Below are 18911 nucleotides of genomic sequence, written 5' to 3'. Positions count from 1 at the left end.
GGTATTGGAGTTGATGGTGCTACTTATGGCGGGGCAAATCAAGGTGATGAAAATGAGATTGGATTTGATACAAATACTTCAAAATCTGAATCATTAGTAGTTAGTTTTGATAATGATGTTTCAAGTGCTGATATATCTTTTGCTTGGAAACATGGTTATGATTATGCTTCATATTCTGGTGAAACAGCTGTAATTGCATTTTATAAAGATGGTGTAAAAGTTGGAGACTCAATTACTCACAATGGAGGAACTGACACAGTAGATGGACCATATACATTTGAAACAACTACAGGTGAAGAGTTTGATGAGATTAGATTCTCATCTTTTGCAGAAGGTGATGATTATCTAATTCATGAAATAACATATAGTGAAGTTGTTACAAGTGATAGTGAACTTACGACAAAAGCTGGAGAAGCAGTAGAATTTAATATTTCTTCTGCATTAACAGATTTAGATGGCTCAGAAAGTTTGGCAAGATTAGTAATTGATAATTTACCAGAAGGTACAATAATCTCTGATGGTTCAAATGAATTTACATCAACAAGCACAAATGACTCAGTTGATGTATTATCTTGGAATTTAAGTTCTATCTCAGTAACTTTACCACTTGGAATTGCTGAAGGTAGTTATGAGTTAAGTATTAAATCTACATCTGAAGAGAGTTTAAAAGATCAATTAGATGGTACAGTAGATTGTCCATTAGAAGCAGATACTGAAAAAACATTTACTTTAGTTGTGGAGGATTATGCAAATACACCAGTTGCAGATATTGAAGTTGAATACTCAAAAACAATTACAACAAATGAAGTTTGTAGTACATCTCAGGACTTAGGGGAATTAATAACATATCTAAATAACCAAAGTAATGTTGAAGCTAATGAAATAGTACAACTTGTAAAAGATAACAATAATAATCCTGCGCAAGATCAATACAATTTAGAATTAACTACTTTAGGTGATGGTGATTTAATTTTATATGATAATGAAAGTAATCAAAATGCAACGAGAGACATAAATGATATTGATTTATCTTCTACAAATGCATATGATGGTTCAAATGCATCGGTTGTAACTAATACAATTAATAATACATATAATATGACTACAAATGAAGTTATATTTGAAGGTGATATTGTACAAAATGGTAATGTAATTGGAACATCAGAAAATGACATCATTATTGTTAAAGGAGAGATGCAAGGTGGGTCAAATGTTAATGCTGGAAGTGGAAATGACTTAATAGCAATTATTGGAAACATTGGAGATAATCAACCTGCCATAAATGGAGATGCTGGAACAGATATACTATACTTGAGTAAACCAGCTTCAAATTATTATTTCTCTGATATTCATTTCCATGATAATTTAGATGGACATATTGTTGATAAAGAAACAGGAAAAGTCCTTACATTTAATAACATAGAAGGTATTGCATTTGGTGATGGTTCAGGAATTAATTGTAACACTATAACTACTACATCATATCAATACATTGTAAGTATAAGTGCTGCTTTAGCTGATGTAAGTGCTGATGAAACATTATCTGTATTAATTAGTGGAGTTCCAACAGGAGCAACTCTAAGTAGTGAAGTTTATACTTTAGTAGATAATAATGATGGAACATGGACAGTTACAGTTCCAAATTCTGATACTTCGATTAGTGATGATAATATCATAATGGAAGTTCCAAGTGATACAGAAGACTTTAATATCTCTGTTACTGCAACTGCAACAACAACTGATGGTGCTACAGCACAATTCACAGATGTTGAAGCTGTATCAGATGATATAGATGCTGATGAAAGTATAAGTAGAATATTTGACATAACAAGTGATATTACAACTGGATCAGGTGAAGATGAAATCTCAGCAGGCGATGATATAAGCTATTATTCAGATATTGATACTGGTGCAGGAAATGATACAATTAATGTAGGTGATGATATAAAATATAATGCAAATATCAATACAGGATCTGGTGATGATATTATAAATGTTGGTGATGACATAAAAGATAATGCTAAAATTGATACAGGCTCAGGTGATGACACAATTAATCTTGGAGATGAAATAAAAGATTCAGCTCATATAGATATGGGTACTGGATATGATACTTTATCTTTAGATGATGAAGATACTATTGATTTAGCAGATATTGCGCAAAGAGTTGATAATATTGAAGTTATTGATTTAGATAATGGTGAAGATCAACACTTGAAATTAGATTTAGATGATATTGTAGATATAACTGATAGTGACAATGATTTAGTTATCAAAGGAAATGATGGAGATTCTATTGAGTTTAATGACTCTGATTCTTGGAATAAAGCAGCAGATAAAACTCAAATTGATGGAGAAGATGGTGAATTCTATGAGTATACAAGTTCAACTAATCCAAATATCTCTATCTTTATAGAAGATCAAATAGATACAGATCTATAATTTTAAATAAAAGAGGTTTTTACCTCTTTTATATATCAAGGCCTTATGTTTTTGAAAAGACTAGAAGAAGAGAATCTAAGATTAAAAAAAGAGATAAAAGAACTTAAGAATAAAGTTTCTATTGAGATTGAAAGAAATCGTAGAAATGATAAAATGCTTTTTCAACAAAGTAGAATGGCTTCTATGGGAGAGATGATAGGAAATATCGCTCATCAATGGAGACAACCTTTAATGGAACTCTCTTCTATAACAATGGAATTACAAGCAAAATTAGAAATTTTTGGAAAGTTATCCAACCAAGAAATACTTGAAGCTATAAATAAATCAAATGATATTACAAAATATATGTCTCAAACTATTGATGACTTTCGTAATTTTTTTGCAAAAGATAAAAAAAGAGTTCAGTTTAAAATTACTGAACAAATAAGTTCGGCTATAAATATAATTAACTCATCATTAAAGCAACATAATATAAAGTTAGAGATAATTGTGATGAAGAATTCTGTAATTACTGGTTTTAAAAATGAATATTCACAAGTAATTATAAATATCTTATCAAATGCAAAAGATGAATTAGTTAATAGGGGAATAAAAGAGCCTAAAATTACTTTGAGAATTGCTGAAAAAGATGAAAATAGTGTTGTTGAAATAGAAGATAATGCTGGAGGAATAGGCATTGAACCAATTCAAAAGATCTTTGAACCATTTTATACAAAAAATAAAGCTAATGGTACAGGAGTAGGTCTTTTTATGTCAAAATTGATTATAGAAAATAATATGAATGGAAGACTTTTTGTAAAAAATGGAGATAAAGGAGCAAAATTTATAATTGTGGTACCCAAAAGTTTAGATAGTTAGTTGGTATTTAGTTGGTAGCCAATTCCTGAAATATTTTTTATAGAATCTTTTCCTATTTTTTTTCTTAATTTATTTAATACCCCTTTTAGAGCAGAATCAGTAGCCTCATATTCATCTTCCCAAACATTGTTTTTAATTTCGATAGTTGGAACCACTCTTTTTCTATTTTTATATAAAAATTCAAGAAGAATAATCTCTTTGGCTGTGATGTTTATCTCTTCAGTATCAATATATAGCTTTTTTTTAGATAGATTGTAGTGGATATTATTTTCAAAATTAATACAAAAATTTCCAGAATCATAAATCTCATTTGAAGATTTAATTAGTGCCTCTTTTAATTGATTAAAATCAAGTGGTTTAATAATATAATCAATAAGTTTTAATCTTGTAGCCTCAAGTAAAAAATTAGTATCTGTATGTGCAGTTAGTAATATAATAGGAATATTTTTGTTATTTTTTCTTACCTCTTTAGAGAGTTCTATTCCTGACATCTCAGGCATACTTATATCACTTAAAATTATATCTATATGATTATTTTTTAATAAGCTTAATGCTTCTCTTCCATTAGAGGCTGTAGTAACACTATTTACCAATAATAACAATGTCTTTACAATGTTCCTTCTAATATTTTCTTCATCTTCTACATATAAAATATTTAAAGTTTTCAAAAATTTAAGATAGTCAATATTCATAAGTAATCTTTATTTTTATATTAATTTTAGTTAATTTAATCTGAAAAAATAATAAAATAATTAAGAAAGTATATTTTTACAAGAAACTTTTAGAAACTTTTATGTAAAATTAATATATATCATAAAAAAGGGTTGTTATGAAAACGTATATTATTAGCATGGTAGCAGCTACTTTATTGACCTCTTCATTGTGCGCGACTAGTTTAAAAGACGTTATAGAACAAACTATAGATGCAAATCCTGATATTTTATCAGAGAAGTTCAATAAAGATGCATACAAAAAATATGTTGATGAAGAAAAAGGTGATTATTATCCAACAATTAATTTCTCAGGGTTTCTAGAAGATTCTAAAACTAGATATAACAGAGATGATCAAGCAGCAGATCCAACTACAGAAGATAAAGATGGATGGAATGCTTCAATTACTGTTGATCAAATTATATATGATGGAGGGGTTACCCCAAGTGAAGTTGAAGAGTATAAGCATATCTATTTTGGTAATAAATATAGAAGTACTCAAAGAGTAGAAGAGATTCTAAGGGGAGCTATTGATAGTTATATGGATTTAGTGATGTATCAAGAATTAATGAATCTTTCAGAAAATAACTTGAAACTTCATGATGATTATTTAACTATTGCAAAAGAGAAAGAATCAATAAGTGGTGAGATTTTAGAAAGTTACCAAGTTAATTCTAAAAAGCATTATATTACAGATAGATATTTAGAGCAAAAACAATTACAAGATCAGGCTTTAAATCAATATATTAAATATACGCAAAGACAAACTGATGGAAATATTTGTAGACCAGCAATTAATGAATCTGCAATTCCAAATACATTACAAAAAGTTCTTGAAATTGCTGATAAAAAGAATTTTAAGATATTAGAGCAAATAGAAAAAATAAAAGAACAAAGAGAAAATCTTGAACAGGCATCTGCAAATTATTTACCAACATTGAGATTTCAATGGCAATCAACATGGGATAATGATTTAGAAGAAGCAGAAAATGGTAGACAAGATATAAATAGGGCAAGATTAATCTTAGATTGGAATATTTTTGAAGGTGGTAAAACTTACCATGCAACACAAAGAGAAAAATTATTTCTTCAAGAACAACAAAAAGTTTTAGATAATATAGTAAATGAAGTTGAAGAAGAAGTAACAACTGCATATAACTCTTATTTTATTACAAAACAAAGAGTTGAAAATCTAAAAAAGTATGTTAAAGATAATACAGATATTAGAGATGTTTATTTAAAACAACTACAAGATGGAACAAGAACATTTATAGATATTCTTGATGCAGAATCAGAACTTTATAGATCAGAAATTAGTACATTAGAACAAGAAATGGATATGTATGCAAAATATTTTGATTTATTAGAAAAAACAGGTATGTTGAGTGAAACAATCTTAAAATCTGGTGATCAAGTTTGTAAAGCTTATGTATCAAAAGAATATATCAACCCAATGAAAAAACCTAAAAATCAGCAAGATGAACAAATAGATGAAGATTTATTAAATGAGTTAGGTGTTGAAACTAGTAGCTTAGATGCAGAAATTAATAAGTTAATTAATACTACTGCTGAACCAGCTGCGGATAAAAAAGAAAATAATAAAAAAGTTATTACTCTTCCAGATGGTAGATATACAATAAATATGGCTACTTTAGATAATAAAATTGAAAATATTAAATCATTTAAACAAAAATATAACTTGTTAAACAATAAATCTTTGTATACTTACAATATGAGTTTAGGTACTAAAGTGTTATATGGAAGTTTTGATAGTTTAAGTGAAGCAAATCAAGCAATAACAGATTTAGATAATAAAGGTATTGATTTAAAAGTATATGTTGATTATATGGATAAACATAAAAAACTTTTAGAAAAATACAAAAGTATAAATTAAAATAAGGAAAATTTTTGTCTAATCAAGAGGTTAATCAAATTGATGAAAAAGTTGGGATATTACAAGAAAGAAGAAAAGTAGATACTCTTTTAGAGTGTTTACTTTTCTTAGCTAAATATTATCAACGAGCCACATCTAAAGAGTCATTAATTTATGGTATGGCTTTACATGAAACAGTCATGGATGTGGATACTTTTATGATATCATCAAAAAAAATAGGTTTAATCTCTAAATTTGTTTCAAGAGAAAAGATACAAGATATATCTAAGTTAGCCTTACCTGTTGTATTAATTACAGATAAAAATAGATCTGCAGTTTTACTTGATTATGATGTTGAAAAAAATGAAGCAATAGTTATAATACCAGGACTTAGTGATGGTCAGATTAATATGAAGCTTGATGCTTTACAAAGCCAATATGTAGGCAAAGCTTTAATTATTAAACCAGAATATAATTTTGAAAATAGAGTAAGTAGCAGTATTATTATCCCTAAATCAAAAAAATGGTTTTGGGATGCAATAAAAAGAAACAAAGATATTTATCTTAGAATTGTTTTTGCATCTATTTTTATAAATCTTTTTGTAATAGCTACGCCATTATTTACAATGAATGTATATGATAGGGTACTTCCTAATAATGCCATTGATACTCTATGGGCTTTAGCTATTGGTATATTTTTTGTAATGGTATTTGATCTTTTATTAAAATTAATAAGGTCGTATTATTTAGGAAAAGCTAGTAAAAGAGCTGATGTAGTAATGAGTAATGCGATATTTGATCAATTACTAAATCTAAGATTAGAAGAGAGACCTGCTTCAACTGGTATGTTTGTAAATAGATTACAATCTTTTGAGTCAGTTAGGGAATTCTTTGCTTCTGCAACTATTACTACTTTAGTGGATATTCCTTTTATTTTTATATTTGTATCAATAATCTTTTATATTGGTGGACCTTTGGGTTGGGTAACAGTTGTATCAGTGTTTTTATCATTGTTCTTCTCTTGGTTTATGAAAAAACCTATTAAAAAAACTGTAGAAGCTTCAAGTAAAGAAGATCAGATAAAACATACAACATTAAATGAAACAGTTGCAGGATTAGATATTATAAAAAGTGTACGTGGCCAAAATAGAATGAAAACTCACTGGGATAAATCTATAAACCAAACAGTTTATCATAATGAAAAATCTCAATTCTTATCTCAAATAGCAACATTTATGACTACTTTTATTTCACAATTCTCTAACATAGCAATTGTGATTGGTGGAGTATATTTAGCAAGTGAAGGTGAAATGACAATGGGGGGAATAATTGCTTCTATGATTTTAAATGGAAGAGTAATTGCTCCAATTTCACAAGTTGTTGGGATGATAATAAGATTTGATAGAACAATTTTAGCTTTAAAAAATATTGATGAAATTATGAATATGCAAGTTGAAAGAGAAAATAAAACTTATCTAAGTAGACCTGATTTAAGAGGAGATATAGAATTTAAAGATGTAGTTTTCTCTTATAAAACACAAAATTTCAATGCTTTAAAAAGTATCAATCTTAATATAAAAGAGGGTGAAAAAGTTGCAATTTTAGGGAAAATTGGTTCAGGTAAATCAACATTAATTAAGTTACTTCAAAACTTATATGTTCCAAGTAGTGGTTCAGTATTGGTTGATAAAACTGATGTTAGACAAATCGACCCAGTTGATTTACGAAGAGCTATTGGAGTAGTACCTCAAGAGCCATTTTTATTTATGGGAAGTATTAAAGATAATATAACAATTGGTGAGCCCTTTGCAACTGATGAAGAGATTTTAAGAGCCTCAATGATTGCAGGGGTTCATGATTTTTTATCAAAACATGAATCGGGATACGATTTAATTGTAGGAGAAAGAGGAGAAGGTTTAAGTGGAGGGGAAATTCAATCTGTAGCTTTAGCTAGAGCACTTATTTCTAATCCAAATATATTAATCTTAGATGAACCTACAAACTCTATGGATAGACAAACAGAAAAAGCATTTATTAATAAAATGTCTAAAATTATTGAAGATAAAACTTTGATATTGATTACACATAAAGTATCAATTTTATCATTAGTTGACAGGGTTATTGTATTAGATGATGGGCAAATTGCTGCAGATGGTAAAAAAGAAGAGATATTTGCAAAGAATATAAAGGGATAAAGTGAGAAATGAAGATGTAAATTTTGTCCATTCTTTATATGGACAAGCAAATGATAAACCTAAATCTAAAATTGATTTAGTATTCTTTGTAATTATGGGATTTTTTTTATTTGCAATTATCTGGGCTAATTTTGCGATGATTGATGAGTTAGCAAGGGGACAAGGTAAAGTTATTCCAACAAATAAGATTCAAAAAATACAATCTTATGATGGTGGTGAAATAGAAGAGATTTTAGTAAAAAATGGTGAACATGTTAAAATAGGACAACCTTTAGTAAAAATTGATACAACAAGATATCAAGCTACACTGGAAGAAAATCAAGAGGGTATTAGCCAATGGATGGCTATGCTTGAGAGATTAAAAGTTGAATCAGAAATAGATGTAAATAGACCTGTCCCAAAACTGAACTACAGCAAAAGAGTAAAAGAGACTGCAGGTGAATATATAGATTCTGAAAGTACACTTTTTACAAATAGAGTTCAAGAATTAAAAAGTTCAGTACAAGTTTTAAAATCTCAATTAAATCAAAAAAAACAAGAGTTAGAAGAGATAAAAGCCAAAAAAGAACAATTGGAAAAAAGTTTAGAACTTGTTCAACTTCAAAGAAAAACTATAAAAAATTTAGTGCAATCTGGGGCTAAATCAAGAGTAGATTTAATCAATATTGAAAAAGAATATCAGCAGCTTAAAGGTGATCTAAGATCTGCTGAATTATCTATGCCAAGGTCAAGATTTGCTATTACTGAAGCTGAAAATAAAATTTCTGAAAAAATAAGAGGTTTTAGAACAGAAGCATCAAAAGAGTATCAAAGAATTTTAGTTGAATTAAATAAAGCACAAGCTAGAAAAGTTTCAGATAGTGATAAAGTTAAAAAAACAGTTATAAAATCACCTGTAGATGGAATTATTAAAGAGATTTATATGAATACTATTGGTGGAGTTGTAAAATCAGGACAAGATTTAATTGATATAGTTCCAAACAGTGATATTTTATTAGTAGAAGCAAAAATAGATCCAAGAGATATTGCATTTATTAATCCAAAACAAAAAGCAATAGTGAAAATTACGGCATATGATTTTGCTATATATGGAGGTTTAGAGGGCCAAATTGTAGAGATTTCTGCAGATAGTATTATCGATAAAGAGAGTAAAGAAGGGAAAAGTTACTATAAAGTTGTTGTAAGAACAAAGAAAAATTATTTGGAAAAAGATGGTGAAAAACTACCAATTATTCCAGGTATGATTGCAAGTGTTGATATTGTTACAGGGGAAAAGACAATTATGGATTTTATCCTAAAACCAATACTTAAAATAAAACAAAATTCGTTACATGAACGTTAAACAAAGAAGAAGGGAGTTAAGATGAAAAATTTGAAAAAAGTGCTATTTATTAGCTTTATTACATTATTTGCATTAATTGGATGTTCTCAAAAAACAGAAACTGTAAATAAGATGGAAAATACTAGTGTAGAGGTAGAAAAAGCTACTCAAAATGATTTTATAAATGAACTTGCATTACATGATGCAGTTAGAGCTAAAGATAAATCATTAGTAGATGAATTAATCTCAAAAGGTGTAAAAGTAAATACACAAGATAAATATGGATATACACCATTACATTTAGCTGCAAGACTTAATCAATTAGATATTGCAGAAAAACTGTTTGCAAGTGGAGCTAGTATTAATAATACCGATAAATTTGGAGATACACCACTTATAGATTCTACAAGAAATAGTACAAATGCAATGTCAAGATTTTTGATTTGTAACGGAGCAGAGAGAAATGTTCATGATAAACATGAAATGACTCCTTTACATAATGCATCAAAAAACAATGATTTATATATTGCTATGATGTTACAAACTCAAGATACTACACTTTTATGTCAAAAACTATCTATTACATTAGAATATTATGATGATGTAGATAATAAAATTTGTGGAAATATTCCAACAGGAGTGGCAACTAATATTGATGTAACACTTGCTGAAGATTCTGAAGATTCTGTAAAACCAATGGGACCTTTTAAAGCCCAAATTGATGAAAAAACTTATTGTGCAAAACTTAATAAACCTCTTAAAAGTGGAGCAGATTATTTAGTTACTGCAATCGGTACAAATGATATTGATAAAGCTATTGCAACTGCAAATCTTAGTGATATAAAACTTACAAAAGAGGAACCAAAAGATGAATATATTGAAGGTTTATATGAAGCTTTAATGACAGAATTTGGACCAGACTTTGGACCTTGGAATGCAGAATTAGATAAAAATGGATTAGTATTTAGATTTAAAGATCCAACTGTATTATTTAAAAGAGGAAGCAGTGAATTAAGAACAAAATATACAGAAATCTTAGATAACTTTTTTCCTAGATATTTAAAAGTTTTAGATAGATATGTAGATCAAATTGCAGCAGTTAGAGTTGAGGGTCATACATCTTCAGAATTTAGAACTGCAAAAAGTGATGAAGAAAGATATTCAAAAAATAAAGCTCTTTCTGAAAATAGAGCAAAACAAGTTTTTGAATACACTCAAAATATGACAAATGATATAGAAGTTAAAGCGAATAGTTCATGGCTAGAGAAAGTTTATTCTTACCATGGTATGGCTTATGATGATTTGATCTATGATGAAAACGGTGTAGAAGACAAAGTTCAATCAAGAAGAGTTGAGTTTAGAATTAATAAAATAATGAATTAAAAGGATCCTTTATGAAAAAATATTTAGCAGGGATAGCACTTATTGCATTGATAACAGGTTGTGCCCAAAAAAATACAACTGTTGTAACTGTAGGAGATAAGGATGGGATATTAAATGAGAGTGGAGAGGTTCAAGTAAAACCAGTTTATAAAAAAATGGGAAAACTTGATACAATCTCTACAAACAATTATAAACATCCTCACTATGTGAACCTTCATTGGTTACATATAGATGGACAAAGATATTCTATAGTAAAAAATATTGATAATAAATATGGAATTGTTGATGATGAAGGAAATTTAAAATTAAAGGTGATTTTTGATTCAATAGGACAATTTGTTAATGGTTTTGCAAAAGTTGAAGTTGATGGTAAATATGGGCTTATCAATGAAGATTTAGAAGTTGTACTAAAACCAATTTATGATGATGTGAGAAATCCAATTGATGAAGCTATTGTTGTTAAGAATTTTATGAAAAATGATAGAATTCAATATGGTTGCTTAAATACAAACATGGAACTTATAGCACCTTTAGATTATGATATGATTTTTCTTTCAAATGAAAAAAGAATGAGAGTTAAAAAAGATAATCTATGGGGATTTATGGATACACGTTGTAATTTAGTTGTAAAACCACAATATAAGTTTGCAAAAGACTTTTCTAATGGTTTAGCTAAAGTGCAAAAAACTGATGGTTTATTTACATATATAAATCTAGCTGGAGAAGAGATTGAAAGAAAGACTTTTGATGAAGGTCTTGACTTTTAAGAAGTGAGTTTTAACTCACTTCTTCTCTTCCAAATTTTTAATATACTCTTCACTTAAAAAACTCTTTAATACTTTTTAGTTATAATCGCAAAATTTTATATTACGATAAATCATCAATCATAGGAATATTATGTCAAAACAATTACTTCAAAAGCAAGCTGATACTATTAGATTTTTAGCTGCTGATATGGTTCAAGAAGCAAATTCAGGACACCCTGGTGCACCAATGGGGATGGCTGATATAGCTACAGTATTAAGTGCTCACTTAAACTTAAACCCTGCAAATGATAAATGGCTAAACAGAGATAGATTAGTGTTTAGTGGGGGTCATGCTACAGGATTAGTTTACTCTTTACTTCATTTATGGGGATTTGATGTTAGCTTACCAGATATGAGAGAGTTTAGACAATTTAACTCAAAAACTCCTGGTCACCCAGAATATGGTCATACACATGGTGTAGAGATTACAACAGGTCCATTAGGTCAAGGTATTGCAAATGCAGTTGGTTTTGCTATGGCATCAAAATACGCACAAAATACTTTAGGTAAAGATGTTATTAATCATAATGTATATTGTCTTTGTGGAGATGGAGATTTACAAGAGGGTATCTCTTATGAAGCTTGTGCGACTGCTGGACATTTAGGTTTAGATAATCTTGTAGTAATTTACGATTCAAACTCAATTACAATTGAAGGTGATACATCAATTGCTTGGAGTGAAAATGTAAAGAAAAGATTTACTGCTATTAACTTTGAAGTATTAGAAGTAGATGGACACAATTTTGATCAAATTGATAAAGCTATTGTTACTGCAAAACAAAGTGATAAACCTGTACTTATTATTGCAACAACTTCTATTGGTAAAGGTGCTGCAACATTAGAAGGAAGTCATCATACACATGGAGCTCCATTAGGTGATGAAGAGATTAGAGAATCAAAAATCAAAGCTGGATTTAATCCAGATGAAAAATTTGTAGTTCCTTATGATATTAAAGGTGCATTTGACAAACTTATCAAAGGTGTTGAAGCAGAAAATGCTTGGGAAGAATCATTAAGTGCCGAAACAAAAGAAAAAATCAAACAATTACAAAACCCTGATTTTGATTCAATTGTTTATCCAGAATTTGAAGTTGGAAGTTCTGTTGCAACAAGAAGTTCAAACCATAAAATCTTAAATGCAATTGCAAAAGCAATTCCTGGGTTTTTAGGTGGAAGTGCTGACTTGGCTCCTTCAAATAAAACTGAATTAGCTGGAATGGGTGATTTCCCAAATGGAAGAAACATTCACTTTGGTATTAAAGAACATGCAATGGCAGCAATGACAAATGCAATGAATCTTTATGGATTATTTAGAGTATTCTCTGCTACATTCTTTGTATTCTCAGATTATTTAAAACCAAGTGCAAGAATTGCAGCTTTAGCTTCAATTCCACAACATTTTGTATGGACTCACGATTCAATTGGTGTTGGAGAAGATGGACCAACTCACCAACCAATTGAGCATTTATCACAATTTAGAGCATTACCAAACTTCTATACATTTAGACCTGCTGATGCAACAGAAAATGTTGATTCTTGGAAAGTTGCTCTTAAAATGAATGCACCAACAGCATTTGTTTGTTCAAGACAAAACCTTGAAGTATTAAAAGATGAGAAAGCATTTGGTGATGTATCAAATGGTGGATATCTATTAAAAGAAAGAGATGGTGCAACTGTTACTATTATGGCAAGTGGTAGTGAAGTGATGTTAGCATTACAAACTGCTTGTGACTTAGATAAAGAGGGAATTAAAGCAAATGTTGTTTCTGTTCCTTGTTTTGACCTTTTAGTTGAGCAAGATAAAGAGTATGTTGATACTATTATTAAACCAAATACAAAAGTATTTGCTGTAGAAGCTGCTAGAGGTATGGAATATTATAAATATGCAGATGTAGTTTATGGTATGGATACTTTTGGTGCATCAGCTCCAGCTGGTGAACTTTTTAAACATTTTGGATTTACTAAAGAGGCTTTAGTAGAAAAAATCAAAAAAGATATATAAGTTAGAGTTTTCTCTAACTTAATCTTCAAATAGTTTTGTTGGTTTTCCATCAAAACTTATTTGATTTTTTTTCTTCATATATTCAATTTGCTCTTTTTTTGTTGTTTTCTTATAATATTTTTTTAAATCTTCCCTTTGGTCTACAAACTCATACAATGGAACACCTAGTCCACAAGAATTATTTACATTTAGTATTTTTATTTTAAATATTTGTCTAGCACCATTTGTATCTGGAAAATAAGAGATATATTTATCCCACTTTTTGTCTTTTTCTTGTATTGCCTTTGCTTTACAATATAGTCTTAAAATATTTGCTTTACCTTCAAATGCACAAAACATTAAAGTCATTCTATCATCTTCAAGTAGATGTGCAGATGTTTCATTTCCACTTCCAAAATAGTTTAACCAAAGTACGGTGTTATCATCAATTACTTTAAAAGTTTTATCTAGACCTTTTGGTGAAATATTGATTTTTCCTTTTTTAGGAGCAGTTGCAACAAAAAACATTTTTTGTTCTTTTATAAAGTTAATATCTTTTTTACTTAATTTATCTGTAATTTTACCCATCATTTCTCTTTTTAATAAATTATATAAAAAAATGATTAACAAATGATTACATTAATATATCAAGATATCTTGATATATTAATTATATTTTGATATACTTCAAATTATGATTGTATTTTAAAGGAGATTTATGGATATTTTTCTAAAATCTGTTTCAGCATTAAATGATGAAACAAGAGTAAAGCTACTTAAGTTTATTAATATTCATGGTAAATGTTGTGTATGTGATTTAGAAAACTCTTTTGATATGATACAATCACGACTTTCTAGACATCTAAAGATTTTAAAAGAGGGTGGTTTTTTAAGAGTTGACAGAGTAGGTCGATGGGCTTATTATTCTATTAGAAGCCCTTTAGATGAATTTAGACAAGCAAGCATAAAAGAGATTATGACTTTAGATATTGATTTACCAAATTTAAAAAAAGTTTGTGAGGCAAAATGACAGAAACATTATTTGTTTATGGAACACTGATGCCAAACTGTCCAAATGGACATGTTTTGGAAAATATAGTTGGAAAATTTGTTCCTGCTACAGTTAAAGGACGACTTGTAGATGCAGGATGGAGTGCAGGTATGGGATATCCTGGAATTAGATTAGATGAACCTATTGATACAGTTCATGGATATCTGTTTTATTCAAGTAATCTTATAAATCATTGGGATTATTTAGATGAGTTTGAGGGCTTAGAGTTTGTAAGAACCCCTGTGACAGTTGAAAGGTATGATGAGTTAGAAGTTGATACTTTTATCTATGCTTTGAAAGCTGAAGTTGAAGAGATGTTAGAAGAGTAACCAAAGAGTTACTCTTTTTTTTATAAAATATATCAATATATCTTGATGTATTGAATTAAGGAGAAAAATGTTTTTAGCAAGTTCAATATTTATAATTACACTTATATTTGTAATTTGGCAACCTAAAAATTTACAAATAGGTACAACTGCAGTATTAGGAGCAATTGTTGCATTATTAGCTGGAGTTGTATCTTTAGATGATGTATTAATAGTTACCGAAATAGTTTGGGATGCTACTTTAGCATTTATAGGTATTATTATTCTTTCTATGGTTTTAGATGAGATTGGTTTCTTTGAATGGTGTTCAATAAAAATGGCAAAACTCTCACGTGGTGATGGACATAAGATGTTTGTTTACTCTTTATTATTGGGGTCATTTGTGTCAGCACTTTTTGCAAATGATGGAGCAGCTTTAATTTTAACTCCAATTTTATTAGCCAAAATGAAGATTTTAAAACTAAATGCAAAAACTATCTTAGCTTTTTTACTTGCAGGTGGATTTATAAGTGATAGTGCATCTTTACCTTTTGTTTTCTCAAACCTTACAAACATTGTAACAGCAAACTATTTTAATATAGGATTTGCACAGTATTTAGCAAATATGCTTGTACCTTATATTGTAAGTACAATAGTTTCTATTATAGTTTTATGGTTAATTTTGAGAAAAGATATTCCAACAACTGTTGATATTACTTTACTAAAAAATCCAGATGAAGTGTTAAAAAACAAAACATTATTTAAATTCTCTTGGATATTTTTAGCTTTACTAATTTTAGGTTACTTTATTGGTGATATGTATAATCTTCCTGTTTCAGTATTTGCTTTAGGTGGAGGAGTTATATTTTTAGCAATAGCTAGTTATATGAAAAGTGCTAAAGCTTGGCTTACAATTAAAACTGCACCTTGGCAAGTTGTATGGTTTAGTATAGGACTTTATATAGTTGTATATGGTTTAAAAAATGCAGGATTAACTGATTATTTAACTCTTATATTAAACGATTTAGTTCAAAAAGGAGATGCTATTGCAATCCTTGGTACGGGATTCATATCTGCAATATTAAGTGCAATCATGAATAATATGCCAACAGTTATGGTTATGGATATAGCTTTAAAAGATATACCAAATGAAGCTTTGGCTTATGCAAATATTATTGGATGTAATCTTGGACCAAAGATGACACCATTTGGTTCTTTAGCTACACTTCTTTGGCTTCATGTATTAAGTAAAAAAGGTGTAGAGATTGGATTTTGGCAATATAGTAAATTTGGTTTAATAGTTACTCCACCAGTGCTATTTATAGTTTTATTAACATTAATATAAAGGAATAATTTAAGATGGAAAAGAAAGTATTGATTTTATGTACAGGAAACTCTTGTAGAAGTATTATCGCAGAAGCACTTATAAATGCAAAGTTAGAAGGTATTAGTGCTGATTCTAGTGGAGTAAAAGCTAGTGGAAGGGTAAATCCAAATGCAAAAAAACTTTTAGAAGACAAAGGTATTTGGAAAGAGGAGTATCACTCTAAAACAATAGATAAAGTGTTAGCTAATCCTTATGATTTAGTTGTAACAGTTTGTGACCATGCAAATGAAACTTGTCCAATGTTTCCAAAAGCTGTAAAGGTTATCCATGTTGGTTTTGAAGATCCAGATGGGAAAGGTTTTGATGCTTTTATAAAAACCTATGAAGAGATTGAAACAGTGTTACTTCCTAAAGTAAAGGAAGAGTTAGGAGTTTAAGATGTTTTATTATTGGGAAAAGTTTGTAGATTTTTTTGTTTATTCTTTATTGGGATTAGATAAAGAAGAGCATTTAACTCAAGCTTTACATTTTTTTATTTTTGATACTGTAAAGATTTTAGTATTACTTGTATTAATCATATACCTAGTAACTTTTTTAAGAAGCTATTTCCCAGTTGAAAAAGTAAGGGATTATTTAAGTGGTAAACATAAACTTGTAGGTCATGTATTTGCAGCATGTTTTGGTGTACTTACCCCTTTTTGCTCATGTAGTGCAATACCTTTATTTTTGGGATTTTTACAAGCAAGAATCCCTTTAGGTGTTACTTTTTCATATCTAATTTCAGCACCACTAAGTGATGCAGTAGTTATTGCTTTATTATTCTCTTTATTTGGAATAAAAATTACACTTTTATATATGGCTTGTGCGCTACTTATAGCAATAATTGCAGGTTTAGTAATTGGTTCTTTAAATTTAGAAAAAGAGATTCTTTTAGAAGTAAAACCAGCTTCATGTTGTGCTTCATCAAGTGAAGAAAATATTTCACTAAAATATAGAGCAAAAGAGGCTTGGAAAGATAGTTTAGATATATTAAAGAAAATTTATTTATATGTTTTTATAGGTATAGGAATTGGAGCTTTTATTCATGGGTATGTTCCATCAGAACTAATAGTTAAATATGCAGGTGGAGATATTTGGTATGCTCCAATAGTTGCAGTATTTATGGGAATTCCTATGTATTCAAGTGCAGCAGGAATGTTACCATTGATTGAAGTTTTAACTTCAAAAGGGATGCTTTTAGGAACTGCTTTATCTTTTATGATGGCAGTTGTTGCCTTAAGTTTACCAGAAGCAATGATTTTAAAAAGAGTTTTATCAATAAAATTGATTTCAATATTTTTTGGAATAGTTGGATTTGCAATTTTATTAGTGGGATTTGTTTTTAATATGATTTTATAATTAAGGATTTAAAATGAAAATAGAGATTTTAGGAACAGGTTGTTCAAAATGTGAAGCTTTAACAAACAATGTTAAAGCAGCAATTGCAAAAAAAGGTATTTTTGCACAAGTTGAAAAAGTAGATGATATGATAAAAATTATGGAATATGGTGTTATGAGCACACCAGGTTTGGTAATAGATGGAGAGGTTAAATCAACTGGAAAAGTCTTAACAGCACAAGAGATAGAAGAGTTTTTAAAATAGCAATTATTTTCTATAATATAATCTAGTTATTTAGCTAAAATATCATCTTTTTTATAAGGATATTTTTGAATAATGAAAAACTAGGTAGTATATATGCTATTTTGGCATTTCTTTTTTGGGGTGGACTTTCACCTATTTATTTTAAAGAGGTAGACTCAGTTGATGCTTTTGAAATACTAATGTATAGAATAGTATTTTCAGTAGTTACACTAATACCTTTATTGATTTACAAAAGTGAGATTAAAACACTTTTTTTAACTTTAAAAGACAAAAGAAAAGTTAAGTATCTTTTTGCTTCAACTTTTTTTGTCTCTTTAAACTGGTATATTTTTATTTGGGCTATTGGAAATGGCAGGATTTTAGAAACATCTTTGGGGTATTATATTAATCCTTTGGTTAATGTATTGCTTGGATTTATATTTTTTCAAGAAAGAGTTACACGAAATCAATATATTGCCATATTTATAGCTTTATGTGCAGTTGTTTATCAACTCTTTACATTAGGACATATTCCATATATTTCTTTTTCTCTTGCAGTTAGTTTTGCATTTTATGGAGTGCTTCGAAAAAAAATAAATGTAGGCTCTCAAGTGGGACTTTTTGTTGAAGTGATACTTTTGACACCTTTTGCACTTATCTATTTAATATATTTATTTAATAATGGCGAATTATCATTTATTCAAAACAGTGATGGGTATATTTCATTTATGCTAACTTTGGCTGGATTGATGACTGTTATTCCTTTACTACTATTCAATGGAGCAGCAACAAGAATAAAGTTGATAACCCTTGGGTTTCTTCAATATATTGGTCCAACAGCATCATTTTTATTGGCAGTATTTATTTATAATGAAGAGTTTAATCTTGATAAACTTATCACTTTTGTTTTAATCTGGATTGCCTTATTTATATTTTCATTTGATTCTATAATAAAGTTACAAAAGAGTTCCAAAGGAAAATCTAAATAGTTATAAACTTGATTTTTTTATAAAGCTTTTCTATACTTACAAGTAAATT

17 protein-coding genes are annotated in these 18911 nt (G+C 28.7%); 15 read left to right on the top strand and 2 right to left on the bottom strand.

Annotated features, from left to right (window positions below; translation table 11 throughout):
* Positions 1–468: 468 nt before the first annotated feature.
* Both ACKU3H_RS01545 and ACKU3H_RS01540 read left to right on the top strand, forming a co-directional pair.
* Positions 469–2442, top strand: a complete 1974-nt coding sequence (locus tag ACKU3H_RS01545) for a hypothetical protein (protein ID WP_320035221.1) — start codon at positions 469–471, stop codon at positions 2440–2442.
* Between the two features lie 51 nt (positions 2443–2493).
* The gene (locus ACKU3H_RS01540; protein ID WP_320035220.1) at positions 2494–3300 is read left to right on the top strand and encodes a HAMP domain-containing sensor histidine kinase; all 807 of its coding nucleotides are present in this window, start codon (positions 2494–2496) and stop codon (positions 3298–3300) included.
* Here ACKU3H_RS01540 and ACKU3H_RS01535 read toward each other — a convergent pair.
* Complete coding sequence (locus ACKU3H_RS01535) at positions 3297–3992, bottom strand: response regulator transcription factor (RefSeq protein WP_320035219.1); 696 nt, start codon at positions 3990–3992, stop codon at positions 3297–3299. The genes ACKU3H_RS01540 and ACKU3H_RS01535 overlap by 4 nt on opposite strands.
* Positions 3993–4129: 137 nt before the next feature.
* Between ACKU3H_RS01535 and ACKU3H_RS01530 the strand changes: the two genes are divergently transcribed.
* The 6 genes from ACKU3H_RS01530 to tkt all read left to right on the top strand — a co-directional run bounded on the left by ACKU3H_RS01530 (position 4130) and on the right by tkt (position 13591).
* Complete coding sequence (locus ACKU3H_RS01530) at positions 4130–5905, top strand: TolC family protein (protein WP_320035218.1); 1776 nt, start codon at positions 4130–4132, stop codon at positions 5903–5905.
* Positions 5906–5919: 14 nt separating this feature from the next.
* Positions 5920–8079: a type I secretion system permease/ATPase gene (locus ACKU3H_RS01525; protein WP_320035217.1), complete on the top strand. Its 2160-nt coding sequence runs from the start codon at positions 5920–5922 to the stop codon at positions 8077–8079.
* Position 8080: 1 nt separating this feature from the next.
* Positions 8081–9421 carry an HlyD family type I secretion periplasmic adaptor subunit gene (locus tag ACKU3H_RS01520; protein WP_320035216.1) on the top strand — a complete coding sequence of 447 codons (1341 nt, stop codon included), beginning with the start codon at positions 8081–8083 and terminating at the stop codon, positions 9419–9421.
* 21 nt (positions 9422–9442) lie between these two features.
* The gene (locus ACKU3H_RS01515) at positions 9443–10783 is read left to right on the top strand and encodes an ankyrin repeat domain-containing protein (protein WP_320035215.1); all 1341 of its coding nucleotides are present in this window, start codon (positions 9443–9445) and stop codon (positions 10781–10783) included.
* Positions 10784–10794: 11 nt separating this feature from the next.
* Positions 10795–11550, top strand: a complete 756-nt coding sequence (locus tag ACKU3H_RS01510; RefSeq protein WP_320035214.1) for a WG repeat-containing protein — start codon at positions 10795–10797, stop codon at positions 11548–11550.
* Positions 11551–11680: 130 nt separating this feature from the next.
* Positions 11681–13591, top strand: a complete 1911-nt coding sequence (gene tkt, locus ACKU3H_RS01505; RefSeq protein ID WP_320035213.1) for a transketolase — start codon at positions 11681–11683, stop codon at positions 13589–13591.
* An 18-nt stretch (positions 13592–13609) separates the two neighbouring features.
* On the opposite strand, the gene ACKU3H_RS01500 is transcribed toward tkt, so the two are convergent.
* Positions 13610–14158, bottom strand: coding sequence for a pyridoxamine 5'-phosphate oxidase family protein (locus tag ACKU3H_RS01500; protein ID WP_320035212.1), 549 nt, complete (start codon positions 14156–14158; stop codon positions 13610–13612).
* Positions 14159–14287: 129 nt separating this feature from the next.
* On the opposite strand from ACKU3H_RS01500, the gene ACKU3H_RS01495 reads away from it, so the two are divergent.
* From ACKU3H_RS01495 to rarD, 7 genes are all read left to right on the top strand, one after another.
* A complete protein-coding gene (locus ACKU3H_RS01495; RefSeq protein ID WP_320035211.1) occupies positions 14288–14599 on the top strand; it encodes a metalloregulator ArsR/SmtB family transcription factor in 312 nt (103 codons plus the stop codon).
* Positions 14596–14949, top strand: a complete 354-nt coding sequence (locus ACKU3H_RS01490) for a gamma-glutamylcyclotransferase family protein (RefSeq protein WP_320035210.1) — start codon at positions 14596–14598, stop codon at positions 14947–14949. Before ACKU3H_RS01495 ends, ACKU3H_RS01490 begins: the two co-directional genes overlap by 4 nt.
* Before the next feature lie 67 nt (positions 14950–15016).
* Positions 15017–16270, top strand: coding sequence for an arsenic transporter (locus tag ACKU3H_RS01485; RefSeq protein WP_320035209.1), 1254 nt, complete (start codon positions 15017–15019; stop codon positions 16268–16270).
* 14 nt (positions 16271–16284) lie between these two features.
* Positions 16285–16689, top strand: coding sequence for an arsenate reductase ArsC (locus tag ACKU3H_RS01480; protein ID WP_320035208.1), 405 nt, complete (start codon positions 16285–16287; stop codon positions 16687–16689).
* A gap of 1 nt (position 16690) precedes the next feature.
* The gene (locus tag ACKU3H_RS01475; RefSeq protein WP_320035207.1) at positions 16691–17650 is read left to right on the top strand and encodes a permease; all 960 of its coding nucleotides are present in this window, start codon (positions 16691–16693) and stop codon (positions 17648–17650) included.
* Between the two features lie 13 nt (positions 17651–17663).
* Positions 17664–17894 carry a thioredoxin family protein gene (locus tag ACKU3H_RS01470; RefSeq protein WP_320035206.1) on the top strand — a complete coding sequence of 77 codons (231 nt, stop codon included), beginning with the start codon at positions 17664–17666 and terminating at the stop codon, positions 17892–17894.
* A gap of 65 nt (positions 17895–17959) precedes the next feature.
* Complete coding sequence (rarD, locus tag ACKU3H_RS01465; protein ID WP_320035205.1) at positions 17960–18862, top strand: EamA family transporter RarD; 903 nt, start codon at positions 17960–17962, stop codon at positions 18860–18862.
* The last annotated feature ends 49 nt before the right edge of the window (positions 18863–18911 follow it).

Origin of the sequence: Halarcobacter sp., assembly GCF_963675975.1 — a bacterium.
Lineage (GTDB): Bacteria > Campylobacterota > Campylobacteria > Campylobacterales > Arcobacteraceae > Halarcobacter.
Note: the sequence above shows the minus strand (reverse complement) of the source record. Positions and strands in the feature narration are given on the sequence as shown.

Bases quoted from the DNA above. Each gene is read 5' to 3' on its own strand.
- ACKU3H_RS01535 (WP_320035219.1), bottom strand. From the start codon at position 3,992: ATGAATATTGACTATCTTAAATTTTTGAAAACTTTAAATATTTTATAT.
- ACKU3H_RS01530 (WP_320035218.1), top strand. From the start codon at position 4,130: ATGAAAACGTATATTATTAGCATGGTAGCAGCTACTTTATTGACCTCT.
- ACKU3H_RS01515 (WP_320035215.1), top strand. From the start codon at position 9,443: ATGAAAAATTTGAAAAAAGTGCTATTTATTAGCTTTATTACATTATTT.
- ACKU3H_RS01510 (WP_320035214.1), top strand. From the start codon at position 10,795: ATGAAAAAATATTTAGCAGGGATAGCACTTATTGCATTGATAACAGGT.
- tkt (WP_320035213.1), top strand. From the start codon at position 11,681: ATGTCAAAACAATTACTTCAAAAGCAAGCTGATACTATTAGATTTTTA.
- ACKU3H_RS01500 (WP_320035212.1), bottom strand. From the start codon at position 14,158: ATGGGTAAAATTACAGATAAATTAAGTAAAAAAGATATTAACTTTATA.
- ACKU3H_RS01495 (WP_320035211.1), top strand. From the start codon at position 14,288: ATGGATATTTTTCTAAAATCTGTTTCAGCATTAAATGATGAAACAAGA.
- ACKU3H_RS01490 (WP_320035210.1), top strand. From the start codon at position 14,596: ATGACAGAAACATTATTTGTTTATGGAACACTGATGCCAAACTGTCCA.
- ACKU3H_RS01485 (WP_320035209.1), top strand. From the start codon at position 15,017: ATGTTTTTAGCAAGTTCAATATTTATAATTACACTTATATTTGTAATT.
- ACKU3H_RS01480 (WP_320035208.1), top strand. From the start codon at position 16,285: ATGGAAAAGAAAGTATTGATTTTATGTACAGGAAACTCTTGTAGAAGT.
- ACKU3H_RS01475 (WP_320035207.1), top strand. From the start codon at position 16,691: ATGTTTTATTATTGGGAAAAGTTTGTAGATTTTTTTGTTTATTCTTTA.
- ACKU3H_RS01470 (WP_320035206.1), top strand. From the start codon at position 17,664: ATGAAAATAGAGATTTTAGGAACAGGTTGTTCAAAATGTGAAGCTTTA.